This is a genomic window from Solimonas soli DSM 21787, assembly GCF_000474945.1.
Taxonomy (GTDB): Bacteria; Pseudomonadota; Gammaproteobacteria; order Nevskiales; family Nevskiaceae; genus Solimonas; species Solimonas soli.
Genome location: NZ_AXDW01000007.1, coordinates 52,965 through 68,959, shown reverse-complemented (window position 1 = coordinate 68,959; position 15,995 = coordinate 52,965). Strand labels below are relative to the sequence as shown.

Annotated in this window: 13 protein-coding genes and 1 pseudogene; 6 read left to right on the top strand and 8 right to left on the bottom strand. The window is 70.7% G+C overall.

The genetic code is table 11. The annotated features are described in order from the left end of the window. Window positions 1–145: 145 nt before the first annotated feature. The 8 genes from K344_RS0104675 to K344_RS0104640 all read right to left on the bottom strand — a co-directional run bounded on the left by K344_RS0104675 (window position 146) and on the right by K344_RS0104640 (window position 9,362). Entirely contained in the window at window positions 146–904 is a 759-nt protein-coding gene (locus K344_RS0104675; RefSeq protein ID WP_028079684.1) for a general secretion pathway protein GspB, read from the bottom strand. Beyond that, window positions 901–2,598, bottom strand: coding sequence for an ExeA family protein (locus K344_RS0104670; RefSeq protein ID WP_028079683.1), 1,698 nt, complete (start codon window positions 2,596–2,598; stop codon window positions 901–903). The genes K344_RS0104675 and K344_RS0104670 overlap by 4 nt, the downstream gene beginning before the upstream one ends. A 78-nt stretch (window positions 2,599–2,676) precedes the next feature. Then, window positions 2,677–3,141, bottom strand: coding sequence for a GNAT family N-acetyltransferase (locus tag K344_RS0104665; protein ID WP_028079682.1), 465 nt, complete (start codon window positions 3,139–3,141; stop codon window positions 2,677–2,679). Window positions 3,142–3,194: 53 nt separating this feature from the next. Beyond that, window positions 3,195–4,556, bottom strand: a complete 1,362-nt coding sequence (gene astB, locus K344_RS0104660; protein ID WP_028079681.1) for an N-succinylarginine dihydrolase — start codon at window positions 4,554–4,556, stop codon at window positions 3,195–3,197. A 202-nt stretch (window positions 4,557–4,758) separates the two neighbouring features. Then, window positions 4,759–5,634 carry a DNA ligase gene (locus K344_RS0104655; RefSeq protein ID WP_084197038.1) on the bottom strand — a complete coding sequence of 292 codons (876 nt, stop codon included), beginning with the start codon at window positions 5,632–5,634 and terminating at the stop codon, window positions 4,759–4,761. Window positions 5,635–5,677: 43 nt separating this feature from the next. Next, a complete protein-coding gene (astD, locus tag K344_RS0104650) occupies window positions 5,678–7,141 on the bottom strand; it encodes a succinylglutamate-semialdehyde dehydrogenase (RefSeq protein WP_028079679.1) in 1,464 nt (487 codons plus the stop codon). Beyond that, complete coding sequence (astA, locus tag K344_RS0104645) at window positions 7,138–8,157, bottom strand: arginine N-succinyltransferase (RefSeq protein ID WP_043113816.1); 1,020 nt, start codon at window positions 8,155–8,157, stop codon at window positions 7,138–7,140. The genes astD and astA overlap by 4 nt, the downstream gene beginning before the upstream one ends. Then, a complete protein-coding gene (locus K344_RS0104640; protein WP_028079677.1) occupies window positions 8,154–9,362 on the bottom strand; it encodes a hydrolase in 1,209 nt (402 codons plus the stop codon). The genes astA and K344_RS0104640 overlap by 4 nt, the downstream gene beginning before the upstream one ends. A gap of 83 nt (window positions 9,363–9,445) precedes the next feature. Here K344_RS0104640 and K344_RS0104635 point away from each other — a divergent pair, with 83 nt between their 5' ends. The 6 genes and pseudogenes from K344_RS0104635 to K344_RS0104610 all read left to right on the top strand — a co-directional run bounded on the left by K344_RS0104635 (window position 9,446) and on the right by K344_RS0104610 (window position 15,995). Further along, complete coding sequence (locus K344_RS0104635) at window positions 9,446–10,264, top strand: transporter substrate-binding domain-containing protein (RefSeq protein WP_028079676.1); 819 nt, start codon at window positions 9,446–9,448, stop codon at window positions 10,262–10,264. An 86-nt stretch (window positions 10,265–10,350) separates the two neighbouring features. After that, a complete protein-coding gene (locus K344_RS20250; protein WP_084197002.1) occupies window positions 10,351–10,917 on the top strand; it encodes a glycine zipper 2TM domain-containing protein in 567 nt (188 codons plus the stop codon). Window positions 10,918–11,111: 194 nt separating this feature from the next. After that, a complete protein-coding gene (locus tag K344_RS0104625; protein ID WP_169729245.1) occupies window positions 11,112–12,485 on the top strand; it encodes a TolC family outer membrane protein in 1,374 nt (457 codons plus the stop codon). A gap of 169 nt (window positions 12,486–12,654) precedes the next feature. Further along, the gene (locus K344_RS0104620) at window positions 12,655–13,926 is read left to right on the top strand and encodes an efflux RND transporter periplasmic adaptor subunit (protein WP_028079674.1); all 1,272 of its coding nucleotides are present in this window, start codon (window positions 12,655–12,657) and stop codon (window positions 13,924–13,926) included. 28 nt (window positions 13,927–13,954) lie between these two features. Then, window positions 13,955–14,690: pseudogene (locus tag K344_RS24900) on the top strand (ABC transporter ATP-binding protein). A 9-nt stretch (window positions 14,691–14,699) separates the two neighbouring features. Beyond that, window positions 14,700–15,995, top strand: a complete 1,296-nt coding sequence (locus K344_RS0104610; protein ID WP_028079672.1) for an ABC transporter permease — start codon at window positions 14,700–14,702, stop codon at window positions 15,993–15,995.

The following is a 15,995-nucleotide window of genomic DNA, read 5'->3' as shown; positions in this document are numbered from 1 at the left end:
GTACGAGACGCGCACGGCTCACAGCATTCGCGGAGCGACCCTGTCGACATGGTATGGGAAATCCTGTTCACGCACTGTCGGACATTTGCTCATCGACGACGATCAGCGCACGCCGGCGCGTCGGCCGGAACGCACATGGCGTCGCTCAGCGCACCGGCAGCAGGACGCGCGCGTTCTGGAAATCGAAGATGACGCCGCTGTCGGTGATCTCGACGACGCGCGGTCCGCTGTCGAGCGTCTGCCCCTCGGCGTAGCGCTTGCCGGCGACCATGATCCAGCGCCGCGCCGGATCCGGATCGTAGACGTGCACGTCGAGCGTGCGCACCGGGAACTGCGCGCGATAGGCGTCGGGCATCTCGCGCAGCACGGTGGCGCCGTCCGGCACGGCGATGGTCGGCGGGCTGTCGCCGGTCGCGAGCGTGGCCGGCGGCGCGCGTTCGCTCGATGCGCCGGCCGGCGGCGGGTTCGGCCGCACCATGGTGTCGCGCGCCGGCGTCGGCGGCCGGCTGTCGGCGAGGTCGGGATTCGCCGCATTCTGCTCGCCCGCGTCGCCATTGCCGGCGACGTCGTCGAGGCTCTGCAAGGCGCCGTCGTCCTCGATGCCGGTCGGCGCGAGGCGCGGCGGCGCGCGTGTCGGCGCGACGACGGGCGCCGCCGGTTGCGCGGCGGCCGCTTGCACGGTCGGTGCAGGTGCGGGTGCCTGCGGCGCCGGCGCGCGCGGCCACAGCGCGGCGACCAGCGCCGCCGCGGCGACGACGATGGTCGCGCCGCCGAGCAGCCAGATGCGCAGCGGCACGCGGCTGCCGCCCGGCAGCGGCGCCTGCGCCAGCGATTCCACCGTCGGCAGCTTGCTCATCTGCCGCTCGCGTTCGGCGCGGCGCAGGGCTTCGAGGATGTAGCTCATGGCGACGTCGCTTCGCCGGGCGGCTCGCGCAGGGTCGGCGTCTGCGGCAGCCGGTCGCCGAGGCTGATCAGGGTGCGGATGCCGGCGACGCCGTCGCTGACCAGGCCGCGCGATTTCTGGAAACGGGTCAGCGCCGTCTTCAGCTGCGGGCCGAAGCGCGAGGGCAGCGGCGACGGTGGCGTGATGCCGTCGAGCGCGGCCAGCCGCTGCCAGATATAGGCGATCGATGCGCCGCGCGTCTGCGGACCGACGAAGGTTTCCGTCGTGCCGCGCCGCCAGAGCACCAGGAACTCGCCGTTCCAGACACCGTCGAGCGAGGCGCGCGACACCCGCACCGGGCCGAGCGCGGTGGCGAAGGTCGCACTCTGTTCGTCGAGCGCGCTCAGCAGGAAATACTGGGACCCGCTCTCCGGCAGATCGAGCGTGAGCACCGCCGGCCGGTCGATCTGCACGATATCCGCCCAGCCGCCGTGGCTGCGGTAGCACTCCAGCAGCGCGCGCGACAGCGCGGTGCAGACGTTCTGCCCGGAGGGCACGACGAACTGACGGTCCCAGCTGCGGATCAGGCGCGCCATCACCGTGCCGAGCGATTCGACGGTCTGCTCGAGCATGGCGAAGTCGGCGGCCGGATCGAGCGCCGGCGCCGTCACCGCGGCCGGCTTGGTGATGTTCGCCGCCGTGGCCGTGGTCGTGGCCGGCGGCGTCGCCGCCGAGCTCGCCGCGGCCGGCGCAGCAACGGCGGGGCCGGCCGCCGCGGGCGCCGGCGTCTGGCGATGGTGCAGAAGACTCCAGGCAAGCAGACCGAGGCTCAGCAGCAGCGTCGCCGCCCAGCCGATCTCGATCAGCCGCCAGCGCCGCTGCGCGTGCGGATCGAATTCGCCCGGCAGTTCGCCGATCGCCTCGCGCGCCGCCTTGCGCACGATTTCCGGCGTGACGGTGCGCGCGTTCTGCGCGTAGGCGCCGAGCAGGGCGCGGTCGCAGACGATGTTGATCAGGCGCGGCACGCCCTTGGTGTAGCGATGGATGTCGGTCATCGCCGCCGGCGTGAAGATGTCCGGCCGGCCGCCGGCGACCTTGAGGCGATGCTCGATGTATTCGGCGGTCTCGCGCGCGCCGAGCGGCGTCAGGTGGAAGCGCGCGGTGATGCGGCTGGCGAGCTGGCGCAGGTCGGGCCGCGCCAGCAGCGCCGACAGCTCCGGCTGGCCGATCAGCATGATGCGCAGCAGCTTTTCCTTGGCCGTCTCCAGATTGGTCAGCAGGCGCACCTGTTCGAGCACGGCCGGCTGCAGGTTCTGCGCCTCGTCGATGATCAGCACCGTGCGCCGGCCTTCGGCGTGCGTGCGCAGCAGGTGTTCGTTGAGCGCATCGATCAGCGTCTTCAGCGTCAGGTTTTCGTGCGGGTACGGCACGCGCAGCTCGTCGCAGATCGCCTGCACGAACTCCTGCTCGTTGAGGCGCGGGTTGTGCACGAAGGCGACGTCGACCTTGTCGAGCTGCTGTTCGAGCAGGGTGCGCACGATGGTCGTCTTGCCGGTGCCGACCTCGCCGGTCAGCTGCACGAAGCCGCCGTACTGGCCGGTGCCGTACAGCAGGTGGCCGAGCGCCTCCTGATGGCGCGGCGACATGTACAGATAGGCCGGGTCCGGGGTGATCGAGAACGGCATTTCCCGGAGCTGGAAAAACTCGATGTACATGCGTGCGTCGATCGCGTCCTGCGGAGTCGGAACGGCGAGTATAGACCGCGATCGCCGGCGGGCGTTCGCGCGTCGCGGTCAGCGGCTCCAGGCTTTGAGCATGTCGACGTGCCAGATGCCGTCGTCGAGATAGGGCTGCGAGATCACCTGGAAGCCCATCGACTGGTAGAACTCCTCGAGGTGCTGCTGGCCGGAGAGATAGATGTCCTGCTCCGGATAGCGGGCCTGGCAGCCGCGCACGCCTTCGGCGACCAGCGCGCGGGCGAGGCCCTGGCCGCGCGCCTCGTCGCGCACCACGAGGCGGCCGAGCGCCGGCTCGTCGCCCTTCAGGCCCGGCGGCAGCAGGCGCAGGTAGCCGAGCAGCGCGCCGGCCGGCTCGCGCACCGTCAGGTGATCGCAGCGCGGATCGAGGCCGTCGATTTCCGGGTATGCGCATTTCTGCTCGACGACGAAGCAGTCGACGCGCAGGCGCAGGCATTCGTACAGCGTGTCGACGTCGAGTTCGCGCCAGCTGTGCCAGCGCCAGTCGAGGTTGAGTCGCATGGTGTTTCGGCTCCGGGCCGGCGTTCATGCGAGGCCGGCGGTTGGGGACGTGTCTATTTCTGGAAATCGTACACGCTGCCGAGACGGAGCATCCGCGTCAGTTCGTCGAGCGCGGCCTGCGTTTCGCGCAGCAGCTGCGGATCGGCGAGGTCGGCGAGCACGAGACGGTCGCGGTAGTGCCGGCGCACCCACGCTTCGAGCGCGTCCGCCGTCGCCGCGTCGATCCAGCAGTGCGGATTGACGGCGGCGCGCTGCGCCGCGTCGAGCACGACGCGCAGGCGCAGGCAGGCCGGGCCGCCGCCGTTTCGCATCGACTGGCGCAGGTCGAAGACTTCGACGCCGGTGATCGGGTTGCCGGGATCGGCGACGATGGCCTCGACCGTGCGCCATACCTTGGCGTGCTCGCGGCATTCCTCGGCGACGACGAGGCGCATGGCGCCGTCCGCCGTGCAGACGAGCTGTGAGTTGAACAGATAGGAGCTGACGGCATCGGCGACCGCCACGTCGCGCTCGCGCACCTCGATGAACACCGGCCGCCGCGCGCCGCCGAGATGCGTGCAGATCCACGCGCGCAGCGCCGCCGCGTCGGCGAAGGCCTGCTCGTGGTAGAGCAGCACTTCGCGGTTGCCGACGGCGATCACGTCGTTGTGGAACACGCCCTGGTCGATGACCGCGGGATTCTGCCGGACGTGCAGCGTGCGCGCCGCGTCGAGCCCGTGCAGGCGGGCGATGGACTCGCCGGCGAGCCGCGTCTGCCGCGCCGGGAAGCGCGACGGCGCCGCCTCGCTCTCGTCGCCGCGACCGTAGACGAAGATTTCGAGTCCCGGCCCGCCGTAGTCGCTGCACAGGCGCGTGTGATTGGCCGCGCCCTCGTCGCCGAGCGCCGGCGTCGCCGGCAGCGGCGGGTGGTGCGCGAAGTGGCGCGCGTCGGCGAACACCGCCTGCAGGATCGCCGCGCTGCCCGGCGCCTCGATCGAGCGGTGCAGGTTCAGGCACAGATTGGCCGGCGTGAAATGCACGCGGCCGTCGCCGGTGTCGGCGCCTGGCGAGACGGTGGCCGCGTTCGCCGTCCACATCGCCGACGCCGAACCGGCGGCGGCGAGCAGGCCCGGCGCGCGCTGCCAGGCGGCGCGCAGCATCTGCGCGTCGCTGCCCGTGAAGCCGAGCCGGCGCAGCGTCGGCAGATGCGGCCGCTCGTGCGGCGGCAGCACGCCCTGCGCGAGTCCGAGGCCCGCGAGCGCCCGCATCTTGGCGAGCCCCTGCAGCGCCGCGGCGCGCGGATTGGATGGCGCGTCGGCATTCTTCGCCGACGCGACGTTGCCGAAGGCGAGACCGGCGTAGTTGTGCGTCGGGCCGACGAGGCCGTCGAAGTTCGCTTCGACGGCGGCTGCAACCGTGGATGGCGGCGTGGGCATGAACTCGTACCGGGGCGGTGTGCGTCCGATTGTAGAAGCTCGCGTGCCGCTTTCCGATGCGGGGTAAGCCGCAGTGCGGTGCTGTGTTGTGAAAGACCCGTCATGCCCGCGAACGCGGGCGTCCAGCGATCGAGTGATGGCCCGTGACGCCTTTTGCGTTCGCGGGCGTGACGTCCCTGTTCGTCACGTTCATGAAAGTCCCTCAGCGCTCGTCGCGCACGCGCAGGAAGCGCGCGAAGCGCGGCGTGCCGTTCGCCGTCTCGCCGTCGTAGCGATAGGTGATCGTGCTGCCGAGCGGCGGCGGCGTGCGGCGCAGCGCATCGGACAGGCCGGAGCCGATGCGAAAGCGCCGGCCGTCGGCGCGTTGCACCTCGAGCGCGCCCACGAGACCTGCGTACTTGCCCTGGCCGGGTACGTAGCCGACGACGACGGCCTCGGCATCGTCGTATGGCTTGAACTTCAGCAGGTCGTCGCTGCGCTCGGCGCGGTAGCGCGAATCGCCGCGATGCAGCACCAGCCCTTCGCCGCCCTGCGCGACGACGGCATCGCGCTTCGCGCGCAGCGCCTGCGGCGTGTCGACACGGAACTGCTCGACGAGCCGAAGCGTCGGCGGCAGGCCGTGCGCGAACAGCGCGCGCAGCTTCGCGAGCCGCGCGTCGAAAGTGCCGGCGTCGGCCGGCAGATCGAATACGCAGAAGTGCAGCGCGCGCCAGGCTTGCGGGTCGGCGTCGTCGCTGCGCACGACCGACGACGCGAGCTCGAAGCGGCCGCGTCCGGCCCACAGCTCGCCGTCGAGCGGCGTCGCCGGCCAGCCGGCGGTGAACGAGGCCGGCACGGCGATGCGCGTGCCGCCGCGCGTCCACAGCGCGTGGCCGTCCCAGTAGCCGCGCACGCCGTCGAGTTTCTCGCTGACCCAGTAGGCGGCGAGGTCGATCGTGTCGCCGTCGTGATGCACGTTGGCGAGCATCAGCGCCGGCGGTTCGGCGGCCGCTGCCGGCACGGCAAGGCCGGCGGTCGTCAGCGCCGTGAGGGCGAACAAGGGCAGCAGGGCGGAAGTCGGGCGCAAGGTCGTCGGCATCGTCATCTCCGGTCGATGCCGCGAAACGTAAAACGCGCGCCGCCTACAGACTGAGACCGGGTACCGGTTTCGCCGGCCGTTGCGGCGCCGGGCTTTCGCTGCTGGCGACCGGATACGCGCAGTAATCGGCGGCGTAGAACGCGCTCGGCCGGTGATTGCCGCTGGCGCCGATGCCGCCGAACGGCGCCGCGCCGGACGCGCCGGTGGTCGGGCGGTTCCAGTTGACGATGCCGGCGCGCGAGCGGCGCCAGAACTGGCGGTACTCGGCCTCGATGTCGCCGATGAAGCCGGCCGACAGGCCGTAGCGCGTGCGGTTGGCGACGGCGATCGCGTCCTCGAACGAGGCGACGCGGATCAGCTGCAGCAGGGGGCCGAAGTGCTCCTCGTCGGGCAGTTCGACGCCGGTGGTGTCGACGATGCCCGGCGTGACGAAGGCCTCGCCGCGGTCGAGGCGGCGCATCGGCAGCAGCGGCCGCGCGCCGCGCGCGATGCACAGTTCCTGCGCGTCGAGCAGCAGCGTCGCCGCGCGCGCCGAGATCAGCGGGCCCATGAACGGCGGCGGTTCGTCGTTCCAGGCGCCGACGACGATCTGCCCGGCGACGTCGACGAGGCGCTGCGCGAAGCGCGCGCCGAACGCATCGTCCGGCACGATCAGGCGCCGCGCGCAAGTGCAGCGCTGCCCGGCGGTGATGAAGGCCGACTGGATCACCTCGTGCAGCGCCGCATCGAGGTCGGCGACGGGCCGCACGATCAGCGGATTGTTGCCGCCCATTTCCAGCGCGAGGATCTTGCCGGTGGCGCCGGCGAACTGGCGGTGCAGCAGCTCGCCGGTGCGCGAGCTGCCGGTGAAGAACAGGCCGTCGAGTTCGAGATGCGCGGCGATCGCCTCGCCGGTCTCGCGCTGGCCCTGCACGAGATTCAGCACGCCGGGCGGCAGGCCGGCCGCCTGCCAGCAGGCGACCATCGCCGCGCCGACCGCCGGCGTCTGCTCGCTCGGCTTGAACACCACGCAGTTGCCGGCGAGCAGGGCCGGCACGATGTGGCCGTTCGGCAGGTGGCCGGGGAAGTTGTACGGACCGTAGACGGCGACCACGCCGTGCGGCTTGTGGCGCAGCCAGTGGCCGCCGGCGATTTCCCGGCTGCCGCTGCGCTCGCCGCAGGCGCGGATCGACAGCTCGATCTTGCCGATCATGCTCGCCACTTCGCTGCGCGCTTCCCACAGCGGCTTGCCGGTTTCGCGGGCGATCAGCGTCGCCAGCGCCTCGCGCCGCGCTTCGAGTTGCGCGGCGTAGGCGCGCAGCAGCGCTTCGCGTTCGTCGTGCGCGCGCCCGGACCAGTCGTCGAAGGCGCGCCGCGCCGCGCGCATCGCCTCGTGCACGTCCTCGTGGTTGGCCGCGCGGCCGTGCCACAGGACTTCGTCGCGCGATGGATCGTGGCTGTCGAACGCCGGCCCGCGTCCTTCGCGCCAGGCGCCGCCGATGAAGAGCTGTTGGTGGACGAGATTCATAGCGGACACAGGCGCACGGTATCGCCGTTGCCGATGTTCAGCGCCTCGGCCGTGGCGGGCGCCAGATGGACACCCTCGCGATCGGCGCGCGCGTCGGCCAGCACGCAGCGGAAAGCGCCGAGCTTGTCGTTGGCGATCAGCAGCGGCTTGGTGTCGCCGCCGCGCGATGCGCCGACCACGGCGGGCAGCTGCAGCGAACGCCGGATCGAGCGGATCGCGCGCAGCGGCGCCTCGACGGCGGGGCCGCCGTCGAAGATGTCGATGTAGCCCTGGTAGCGGAAGCGCTCCTGTTCGAGGAAGCGCAGCGCCGGCGCGGTCTCCGGGTGCACCTTGCCGAGCACGGCCTGCGCCTCCGGCGGCAGCAGCACGGTGTAGATCGGGTGGCGCGGCATCAGCTCGGCGATCACCGCCTTGTTGCCCTGGCCGACGACGTGCTCGGCGTCGCCGTACTCGATGTCGAAGAAATGCCGGCCGAGGCCCTCCCAGAACGGCGAGCGGCCGTTCTCGTCGGACACGCCGCGCATCTCGGCGATGACTTTTTCGGCGAAGCGCTGCGGAAACGCCGCCATGAACAGGAAGCGCGAGCGCGACAGCAGCGCGCCGTTGCCGCCGCTGCGCGCATCGCGGCGCAGGTACAGCGAGCACAGCATCGAGGCGCCGGTGAGATCGTTCGACAGGTACAGCGTCGGATGCCGCTTGTAGACGTTCAGCGACGGACTCGCCTGCACGGTGAGGCCGACACGGTAGTTGTAGAACGGCTCGTCGAGCCCGCAGGCGGCCTCGATCGCGCAGCAGCCGCAGACGGCGCCGCTCGCGTCCTCGAGCACGAACATGTAGCGCTCGTGGCGTGGCGTGCTCGCCGTCGAGGTGAACGAGACGAGCGAGCGGGCGATCTTCTTTTCCAGCACCTCGCGCACCGGCGGCAGCGAGGTGAAGCCGGCGCCGGCGCCGCGCGCGAGATCGAGCAGGGCGTCGAGATCGTCCATCGCGATCGGGCGCACGATGCCGGCGCTCATGTCCAGCTCCACTCGCCGCTGGCGACCCGCATCAGCAGCAGCGCCGACAGCTGCGCGCGCTCGGCGAGGCTGGACCAGCGCATGGTTTCGCGGTCGGAATGGATGTCGCGGCCGACCACGCCCATGTTGTCGAGGTTCGGCAGGCCATGGGCGGCGAGATTGTTGCCGTCGCAGCAGCCGCCGGTCGGCTTGAATTCGAGCGGCCGGCCCAGCGCGCGGCCGCAGTCGATGGCCCAGTCCATGAGCCGCCGCTGCGCGTCGTTGAGCGGCTTCGGCGGCCGCGTGAAGCCGCCGCGCAGCTCGAAGACGATGCCGTCGCCGCCGTGGCCGCGCAGGATGTGGTCGAGCCGCTCGCGCAGCCAGCTTTCGTCGCCCGGCTGCTGGGTCCGCACGTTGAATTTGAACAGGCAGAAATCGGGCACCACGTTGAGCGCTCCGCCGCCGCGAATGTAGGCGGGATTGAGGCTGACACCCTCGCGTTGCAGGCCGTTGATGGCGGCGGTCAGCTGTGCCGCGGCGACCACCGCGTTGCGGCCGGCTTCCGGGTTGCGGCCGGCGTGCGCCGCGCGGCCATGCACCAGGATCTCGAAATTGCCGCTGCCCTTGCGGCTCGACGCCAGGCTGCCGTCGCTGAACGCCGGTTCGTAGATGAGCCCGAAGCGGTTGCGCTGCGCGGCCTCGGCGAGCAGCGGCGCCGAGCCGATGCTGCCGATCTCCTCGTCCGGGTTCAGCAGCACTTCCCAGCCGACGCGCTCGCGCCAGGGCGTGCGTTCCAGCGTCGCCAGCGCCAGCCACATCGCCAGCAGGCCGCCCTTGAGGTCGGCGACGCCGGGGCCGTGCACGGTGTCCTCGTCCACGAACCTGGCGAGCTGGAAGGCATGCTCGGCGCCGAACACCGTGTCGAGATGGCCGCCGAGGAAGATCTGCAGCGGCGCCTCGGGCCGCAGGCGCAGGCGCAGCGCCGGGCCGATCGGCCGTTCACGCCAGGCGCCGTCATCGGCCGTCGACAGGTGCGGCGGCAATTCCAGCCATTGCGCCGTCGCGCCGAGCGCGGCGAAGCGCGGCAGCAGCGCCTCGGCCACGGCGCGCACGCCGCGCGGATTGAAGCTGCCGGAGTTCTGGCCGGCGAGTCGCAGCAGCTCGTCGCGCAGCGGCGCAGCCTGCGCGGCGGTCCAGTGCAGATGCGCTGAGTAATCTTGCGGCACGGCCTCTCGCGCGATGCGAACCCGTTCTGCTGTAATGCCTGCATTCTTGGTGACACCGCGCCCGCGCGCCTGAGGAAAATCCCATGAAACGTCTCGCCGCGCTGCTGGCGCTCAGTCTCGCCGTCGTCGCCGGCGCCGCGCCGGCGGCCGAGCAGGCGCTGTGGGAGAAGTCGACGCTGAACCAGATCCTGCGGCGCGGCGAGCTGCGCGTCGGCCTCGAAGCCGGCTACATGCCGTTCGAGATGCGCGACCGGAAAGGCAACATCATCGGCTTCGACGTCGACCTTGCGCGGCTGATGGCGCGCTACATGGGCGTCAAGCTGACGCTGGTCAACACGCAGTGGGACGGCATCATTCCGGCGCTGCTGACCGACAAGTTCGATCTGCTGATGTCCGGCATGACCGTCACGCCGGAACGCAACCTGCAGGTCAACTTCGCCGATCCCTACGTCGTCATCGGCCAGACCGTGCTGATCCGCAAGGGCCTGATCGGCACCATCACGAAGTACGATCAGCTCGACGATCCGAAGTACACCATCGCCACCAAGCTCGGCACCACCGGCGACATCGCCGGCCGCAAGTACTTCGCCAAGGCGAAGATCAAAGCCTTCGAAACCGAGGCCGAAGCCACGCTCGAAGTGCGCAACGGCCGCGCCGACGCCTTCGTCTACGACCTGCCGTACAACGCCGTGTTCGCCGCCCGCTATCCGGGCGAAGTCGGCATCCTGCGCGAGACCTTCACGCAGGAACCGATCGGCTGGGCGATCCGCAAGGGCGATCCCGACTTCCTCAACTGGCTGAACAATTTCCTGCGCGTCATCAAGGCGGACGGCAGCTACGACGCTCTGTACGGCAAGTGGTTCGAGGGCACGGCCTGGCTGCAGAACGTCGGCGGGAGCTAGACCGCCGTTCTTCAGGGCGAATTCAGTTGGCCGGCGTATTTTCACGCTCGTCGAGCCGGCACTCCGCCGCTCGGATTGGAGTCTCCATGTACAGGTCGCTTTGGGTCGCCGGTTTGAGCGCCGGCCTGTTGAGCGGTCCGGTCTTCGCAGGGGCTTACGGCTATCCCGGCCGCGGCTACGACGCGCCGCCGGCGTACAGCACGCAGGAATATGCCCGCGTCATCCGCACGCAGCCGGTTTACGAGAGCGTGCGCGTCGACGAGCCGCGCCAGGAGTGCTGGAACGAGCGCGTGAGCTATCGTGATCCTCGCTACGACAACAATGTCGCGGTCGGCGGTTTGATCGGCGCCGTGGCCGGCGGCGTGCTCGGGCATCAGTTCGGCGGCGGCAGTGGCCGCGGCGCGGCGACGGTCCTCGGTGCGGTGGTCGGCGCCGGAGTCGGCTCCAATACCGCCGCGGCCAACACGCGCTACGCGACGCAGGACGGTTACCAGCAGCGTTGCCGTGTGGTGGCCGACAGCCATTACGAGGATCGCGTCACCGCCTACGACGTCACTTACCGCTATGGCGGCCGCGACTATGTCGCGCGGCTGCCTTACGACCCCGGCGACCGCATCGCCGTCGATGTGAACGTGCAGCCCAGCGACGACTGACGCCGCGCCCGGCGGACAGGAGGGCGACACTGTCCGCGTACTGTCCGGCGCCGCGCGCGGACAGCGTCCGCACTCCGGGCCTCCGAAGCACATTCCTTCGCGCTCAATGACTTGAGCGCAAAACCGCGCCTGGCACGCGCGCTGCGTTATGACCCGCAAAACGAGCGGGGACGACGATGCGTGTGGCGCGACGGATGGCGGGGGCGGTGGGCATCGCGGCGATGCTGCTGGGCAGCGGCGCCGCGCGGGCGAACAGCCTGATCGAGGCCTATCGCGCGGCGCAGCAGCACGACGCGGTGCTGCAGGCGGCGATGGAGGCGCGCAACGCGGCGGTCGAGGCGCGGCCGCAGGCCTGGTCGCTGCTGCTGCCGTCGCTCACGGCGAGCGCCGGCACGGCGCGCGAACGCTACAAGCTCGAAGGCGGCAAGGCTGCGATCGCCGACCCGACCGATCCACAGGCGGCGAACGAGACGCGCTTCACGGCGACGCGCACGACCTACGGGCTCGATCTCAAGCAGACGCTGTGGAGCGTCGAATCGTTCCAGAAGCTGCGCCAGTCGAGCCTCGAAGTGGCGCAGGTGGAGGCGCAGTACCGCGACGCGCAGCAGGCGCTGATCGTGCGCGTCGCCGAGGCCTACTTCGGCGTGCTCGCCGCCGCCGACCAGCTCGGCGCCAATCGCTCCGAGCGCGCAGCCTACGGCACGCTCGTCGATCAGGCGCAGAAGCGCCTGCAGACCGGGCTCGGCGCGCGCATCGGCGTCGAGGAGGCGCAGGCCTTCCACTCGCTGACCGAACAGGCGGTCAGCGATTCGGAAGTCGCGCTGCTCGACGCGCAGCGCGCGCTGCTGCAGATCACCGGCGTGGCGACGCCGATCGTGCCGCTGCGCGACGAGATTCCGCTCACCGGCCCGCAGCCGGCCAATGTCGACGACTGGCTCGCGGCGGCACGCAGCGACAACTACGCCGTGCAGGCCGCGCAGCTGGCGGTCGGCGCGGCCGAGCGCGGCGTCGCCGTCGTGCACGGCCGCTGGTGGCCGACGGTGTCGCTGCAGGGTTCGTTCGGCAAGACCGAGGTGCCGGAGGTGCTCGGCGGCGACCAGCGCATCGACAGCATCGGCGTCTACGCCGAGTGGCCGATCCTTTCCGGCGGGCTCGTGCGGTCCCAGGGCCGCGAGGCAGCGGCGAGATTTCGCGGCGCCAGCGCCGATTACGAAGGCCGCGTGCGCCTCGCCGAGCGCGACACCCTGGCCGCGTATCGCGGCGTGCTCGCCGGCATCCGCAACATCCGCTCGAGCCAGCTCGCGGTGCAGGCCAATCGCACCGCGGTGGAGGCCAGCGAGAACGGCGTCGAGGCCGGCACGCGCACGGAATTCGATCTGCTCAACGCGCAGACCAACTACTACGCGGCGCTGCGCACGTACTACCAGTCGCGCTACGACTATCTGAACAACGTGCTGAGGCTCAAGGCGCAGGCCGGCCGCCTGGGCGAAGCGGACCTGGCGGCGGTCGACGCCGCGCTCGCCGACGACGGGCGCAAGGTCGAGCTGCCGGCCGAGCTTGCGCCATGAAGCGCGCCGTCGTCCGGCTGTCCGCGCTGTCCGCCGCCACTGTCCGCGGACGCCGTCCGCGGCATCTGCGCTGCAAGGCGAATCCTTTTGCGGCAACGACTTATCGAATCACGGCGGGCTGGTACGGCACTTGCGCCGGCGCTGCCAACGGGGAATACGCATGACCATGATGATTCGCGACACCAGCGCGCAGGACCAGGTGATCGGCCGCGCGCCGTGGTGGAAGCGGCACCGCAAGTGGCTGATCGGCGGCGGCGCCGCGCTGCTGCTGCTGGCGCTGATCGTGCCGACGACCTTGCGCTCGCTGTCCGCCGGCGGTTCGGTGAGCCGCGCGCGGCTCAGCATCGCGACGGTCGAGCGCGGCGACTTCACGCGCGACATCGCCGCCGAAGGCCGCGTCGTCGCCGCGGTGAGCCCGACGCTCTACGCGCCGGCGGCCGGCTCGGTGCGCTTCACGGTGCAGGCCGGCGGCAAGGTCGACAAGGACCAGGTGATCGGCAGCGTCGACAGCCCCGAGCTGACCAGCAAGCTCGCGCAGGAGCGCGCCAACCTGCAGGCGCTGCAGGTCGACTACGCGCGCGCGCAGCTCGACGCGCGCCAGCAGAGCCTGGTCGCCGACCAGACCCTGGAGCAGGCGCGCATCGATCGCGAAACCGCCTCCACCGAACAGCAGCGCACCAAGAAAGCCTTCGCGCTCGGCGTGACGCCGGAGATCGAGGTGCTGCGCACGCAGGCCGCGCTGCAGAAGGCGGAGATCGCGCTCAAGCGCGCCGAGACCGATCACGAGCTGCAGAAGGAAGGCCGCCGCTTCGACGTCGACGCCAGGCGCCTGGCGCGTGATCGCCAGCAGCTGCTGGTCGATGATCTGCAGCGCCAGGTCGATCTCTTGACGCTGCGCTCGCCGGTCGCCGGACAGGTCGGCCAGCTGATCGCCGCCGACCGCTCGACGGTCGCCAAGGACGCGGCGCTGCTGACGGTCGTCGATCTCACCGCGCTCGAAGTCGAGATGAAAGTGCCGGAGAGCTTCGCGCGTGATCTCGCCGTCGGCATGCCGGCGACCCTGCGCGGCAACGGCAAGGAATGGCCGGGCGAGGTGAGCGCGGTGGCGCCGGAAGTCGTCAACGGCGAAGTCGTCGCCCGCGTGCGCTTCGCCGGCGCGGCGCCGCAAGGCCTGCGCCAGAGCCAGCGCCTGTCGGTGCGCGTGGTGCTCGACGAGCGCAAGAACGTGGTGATGGTGGCGCGCGGTCCGTTCGTCGAACAGGGCCGCGGCAGCAGCGCCTACGTCGTCAACGGCGACATCGCCGAGAAGCGCGCGATCCGCGTCGGCGCCGCCAGCGTCGACAAGGTCGAGATTGTCGAAGGCCTGCAGCCGGGCGAGCAGATCGTCATCTCCGGCACCGACACTTTCAACGACGCCGCGCGCGTCGCCATCAGCCGCTGAATTCGCGAATCGAGGAAAGGAAACTCCCATGCTGAAGATGACGCATCTGTCGAAGTCGTTCCGCACCGAGGTCGTCGAGACCTACGCCCTGCGCGATTTCTCCATCCACGTCCGCGAGGGCGAGTTCGTCGCCGTCACCGGGCCGTCGGGTTCGGGCAAGACGACCTTCCTCAACATCGCCGGCCTGCTCGAAACGCCGACCGGCGGCAGCTACGAGCTCGACGGCGAGGATGTCGGCAAGCTCGGCGACGACGGCCGCTCGCGCATCCGCAACGGCAAGATCGGCTTCATCTTCCAGGCCTTCAACCTGATTCCCGATCTCAACATCTACGACAACGTCGACGTGCCGCTGCGCTACCGCAAGATGTCGGCCGCCGAGCGCAGGAAGCGCATCGGCGAGGCGCTGGAGCGCGTCGGCCTTTCGGCGCGCATGCGCCACTATCCGGCCGAGCTGTCGGGCGGCCAGCAGCAGCGCGTGGCGATCGCCCGCGCGCTGGCCGGCAGCCCGAAGCTGCTGCTCGCCGACGAGCCGACCGGCAATCTCGACACGCAGATGGCGCGCGCGGTGATGCAGCTGCTCGAGGAGATCCACCGCGACGGCGCGACCATCGTCATGGTCACGCACGATCCGGAACTGGCGGCGCGCGCGCAGCGCAACGTGCACGTGATCGACGGGCCAGGTCGTCGATCTCGGCGAAGAGCCGAAGCTGCGCATGAACGTCGCCAGCCTCGGCGCCCATCCCGGCGCGCGCGCGTCCGCGTAAGGAGCCGCCATGTTCCGCTACTACCTGTGGCTGGCGGCGCGCAGCCTGAAGAAGAATCCGGCGCTGACCGCGCTGATGGTGATCGCCATCGGCCTCGGCATCGGCGCCAGCATCACGACGCTGACGGTGCTGCGTGTGCTGTCGGGCGATCCGCTGCCCGACCGCAGCGCGCGGCTGTTCGTGCCTCAGGTCGAACCGCACAGCATGGACGACTATCAGCCGGGCGAGGAGCCGCCGACGCAGCTGACCTATCCGGACGGCGTCAACCTGCTGAAGGTGCGGCGCGCCGATCGCCAGGCGCTGATGGCCGGCGGCTCGGCGGTGGTGCAGCCGGACGACGCGGCGATCGAGCCGTTCTTCGCGGATGCGCGCTACACCACGGCCGATTTCTTCGCGATGTTCCAGGTGCCGTTCCGCTACGGCGGCGGCTGGTCCGCGGCCGATGACGATGCGCACGCGCGCGACGTGGTGATCTCGAAGAAGCTCAACGACAAGGTCTTCGCCGGCGCCGACAGCGTCGGCAGGACGCTGCGGCTGCAGAGCACCGACTTCCGCGTGATCGGCGTGCTCGACGAATGGCGGCCGACGCCGCACTTCTACGATCTCAACGTCGGCAACTACAGCGAGGTCGAGGATGTCTTCCTGCCGGTCGAGACGGCACTCGAGCTGAAGTTCGGCCGCAACGGTTCGATGGATTGCTGGGACGACGCGCCCGAGCCCGAGGTGTCGCCGAACTGCACCTGGATGCAGTTCTGGGTCGAGCTCGACACGCCGCAGAAGCAGGCCGAGTACGAGACGTTCCTGCGCAACTACTCGGACCAGCAGCGCGCGCAGGGCCGCTTCCCGCGGCCGACCAACGTGCGCCTGCGCAATCTGATGCAGTGGCTGGATTATCAGAAGGTCGTGCCGTCCGACGTGCGCCTGCAGGTCTGGCTGGCGATGGGCTTCCTCGTCGTCTGCCTGGTCAACACCGTCGGCCTGATGCTCGCCAAGTTCCTGCGCCGCAGCGGCGAAGTGGCGGTACGCCGCGCGATCGGCGCATCGCGCCGCGAGGTGTTCGCGCAGTTTCTGGTCGAGGCCGGCGCGGTCGGCGCGGCCGGTGCCGTGCTCGGCCTGCTGCTGGCCCTGCTCGGCCTGTGGGCGGTTCGTCAGCAGCCCGGCGACTACGCGAGCCTCGCGCATCTCGATCTGCCGATGCTGCTGGCCACACTGGGCCTGGCGCTGCTCGCCAGCCTCATCTCCGGCCTGCTGCCGGCCTGGCGTGCCTGCCAGGTCGCGCCGGCCCTGCAACTGAAATCCGACTGA

Bases quoted from the DNA above. Each gene is read 5' to 3' on its own strand.
- K344_RS0104620 (WP_028079674.1), top strand. From the start codon at position 12,655: ATGATTCGCGACACCAGCGCGCAGGACCAGGTGATCGGCCGCGCGCCG.
- astD (WP_028079679.1), bottom strand. From the start codon at position 7,141: ATGAATCTCGTCCACCAACAGCTCTTCATCGGCGGCGCCTGGCGCGAA.
- K344_RS0104665 (WP_028079682.1), bottom strand. From the start codon at position 3,141: ATGCGACTCAACCTCGACTGGCGCTGGCACAGCTGGCGCGAACTCGAC.
- K344_RS0104675 (WP_028079684.1), bottom strand. From the start codon at position 904: ATGAGCTACATCCTCGAAGCCCTGCGCCGCGCCGAACGCGAGCGGCAG.
- astB (WP_028079681.1), bottom strand. From the start codon at position 4,556: ATGCCCACGCCGCCATCCACGGTTGCAGCCGCCGTCGAAGCGAACTTC.
- K344_RS20250 (WP_084197002.1), top strand. From the start codon at position 10,351: ATGTACAGGTCGCTTTGGGTCGCCGGTTTGAGCGCCGGCCTGTTGAGC.
- K344_RS0104625 (WP_169729245.1), top strand. From the start codon at position 11,112: ATGGCGGGGGCGGTGGGCATCGCGGCGATGCTGCTGGGCAGCGGCGCC.
- astA (WP_043113816.1), bottom strand. From the start codon at position 8,157: ATGAGCGCCGGCATCGTGCGCCCGATCGCGATGGACGATCTCGACGCC.
- K344_RS0104670 (WP_028079683.1), bottom strand. From the start codon at position 2,598: ATGTACATCGAGTTTTTCCAGCTCCGGGAAATGCCGTTCTCGATCACC.
- K344_RS0104655 (WP_084197038.1), bottom strand. From the start codon at position 5,634: ATGCCGACGACCTTGCGCCCGACTTCCGCCCTGCTGCCCTTGTTCGCC.
- K344_RS0104635 (WP_028079676.1), top strand. From the start codon at position 9,446: ATGAAACGTCTCGCCGCGCTGCTGGCGCTCAGTCTCGCCGTCGTCGCC.
- K344_RS0104610 (WP_028079672.1), top strand. From the start codon at position 14,700: ATGTTCCGCTACTACCTGTGGCTGGCGGCGCGCAGCCTGAAGAAGAAT.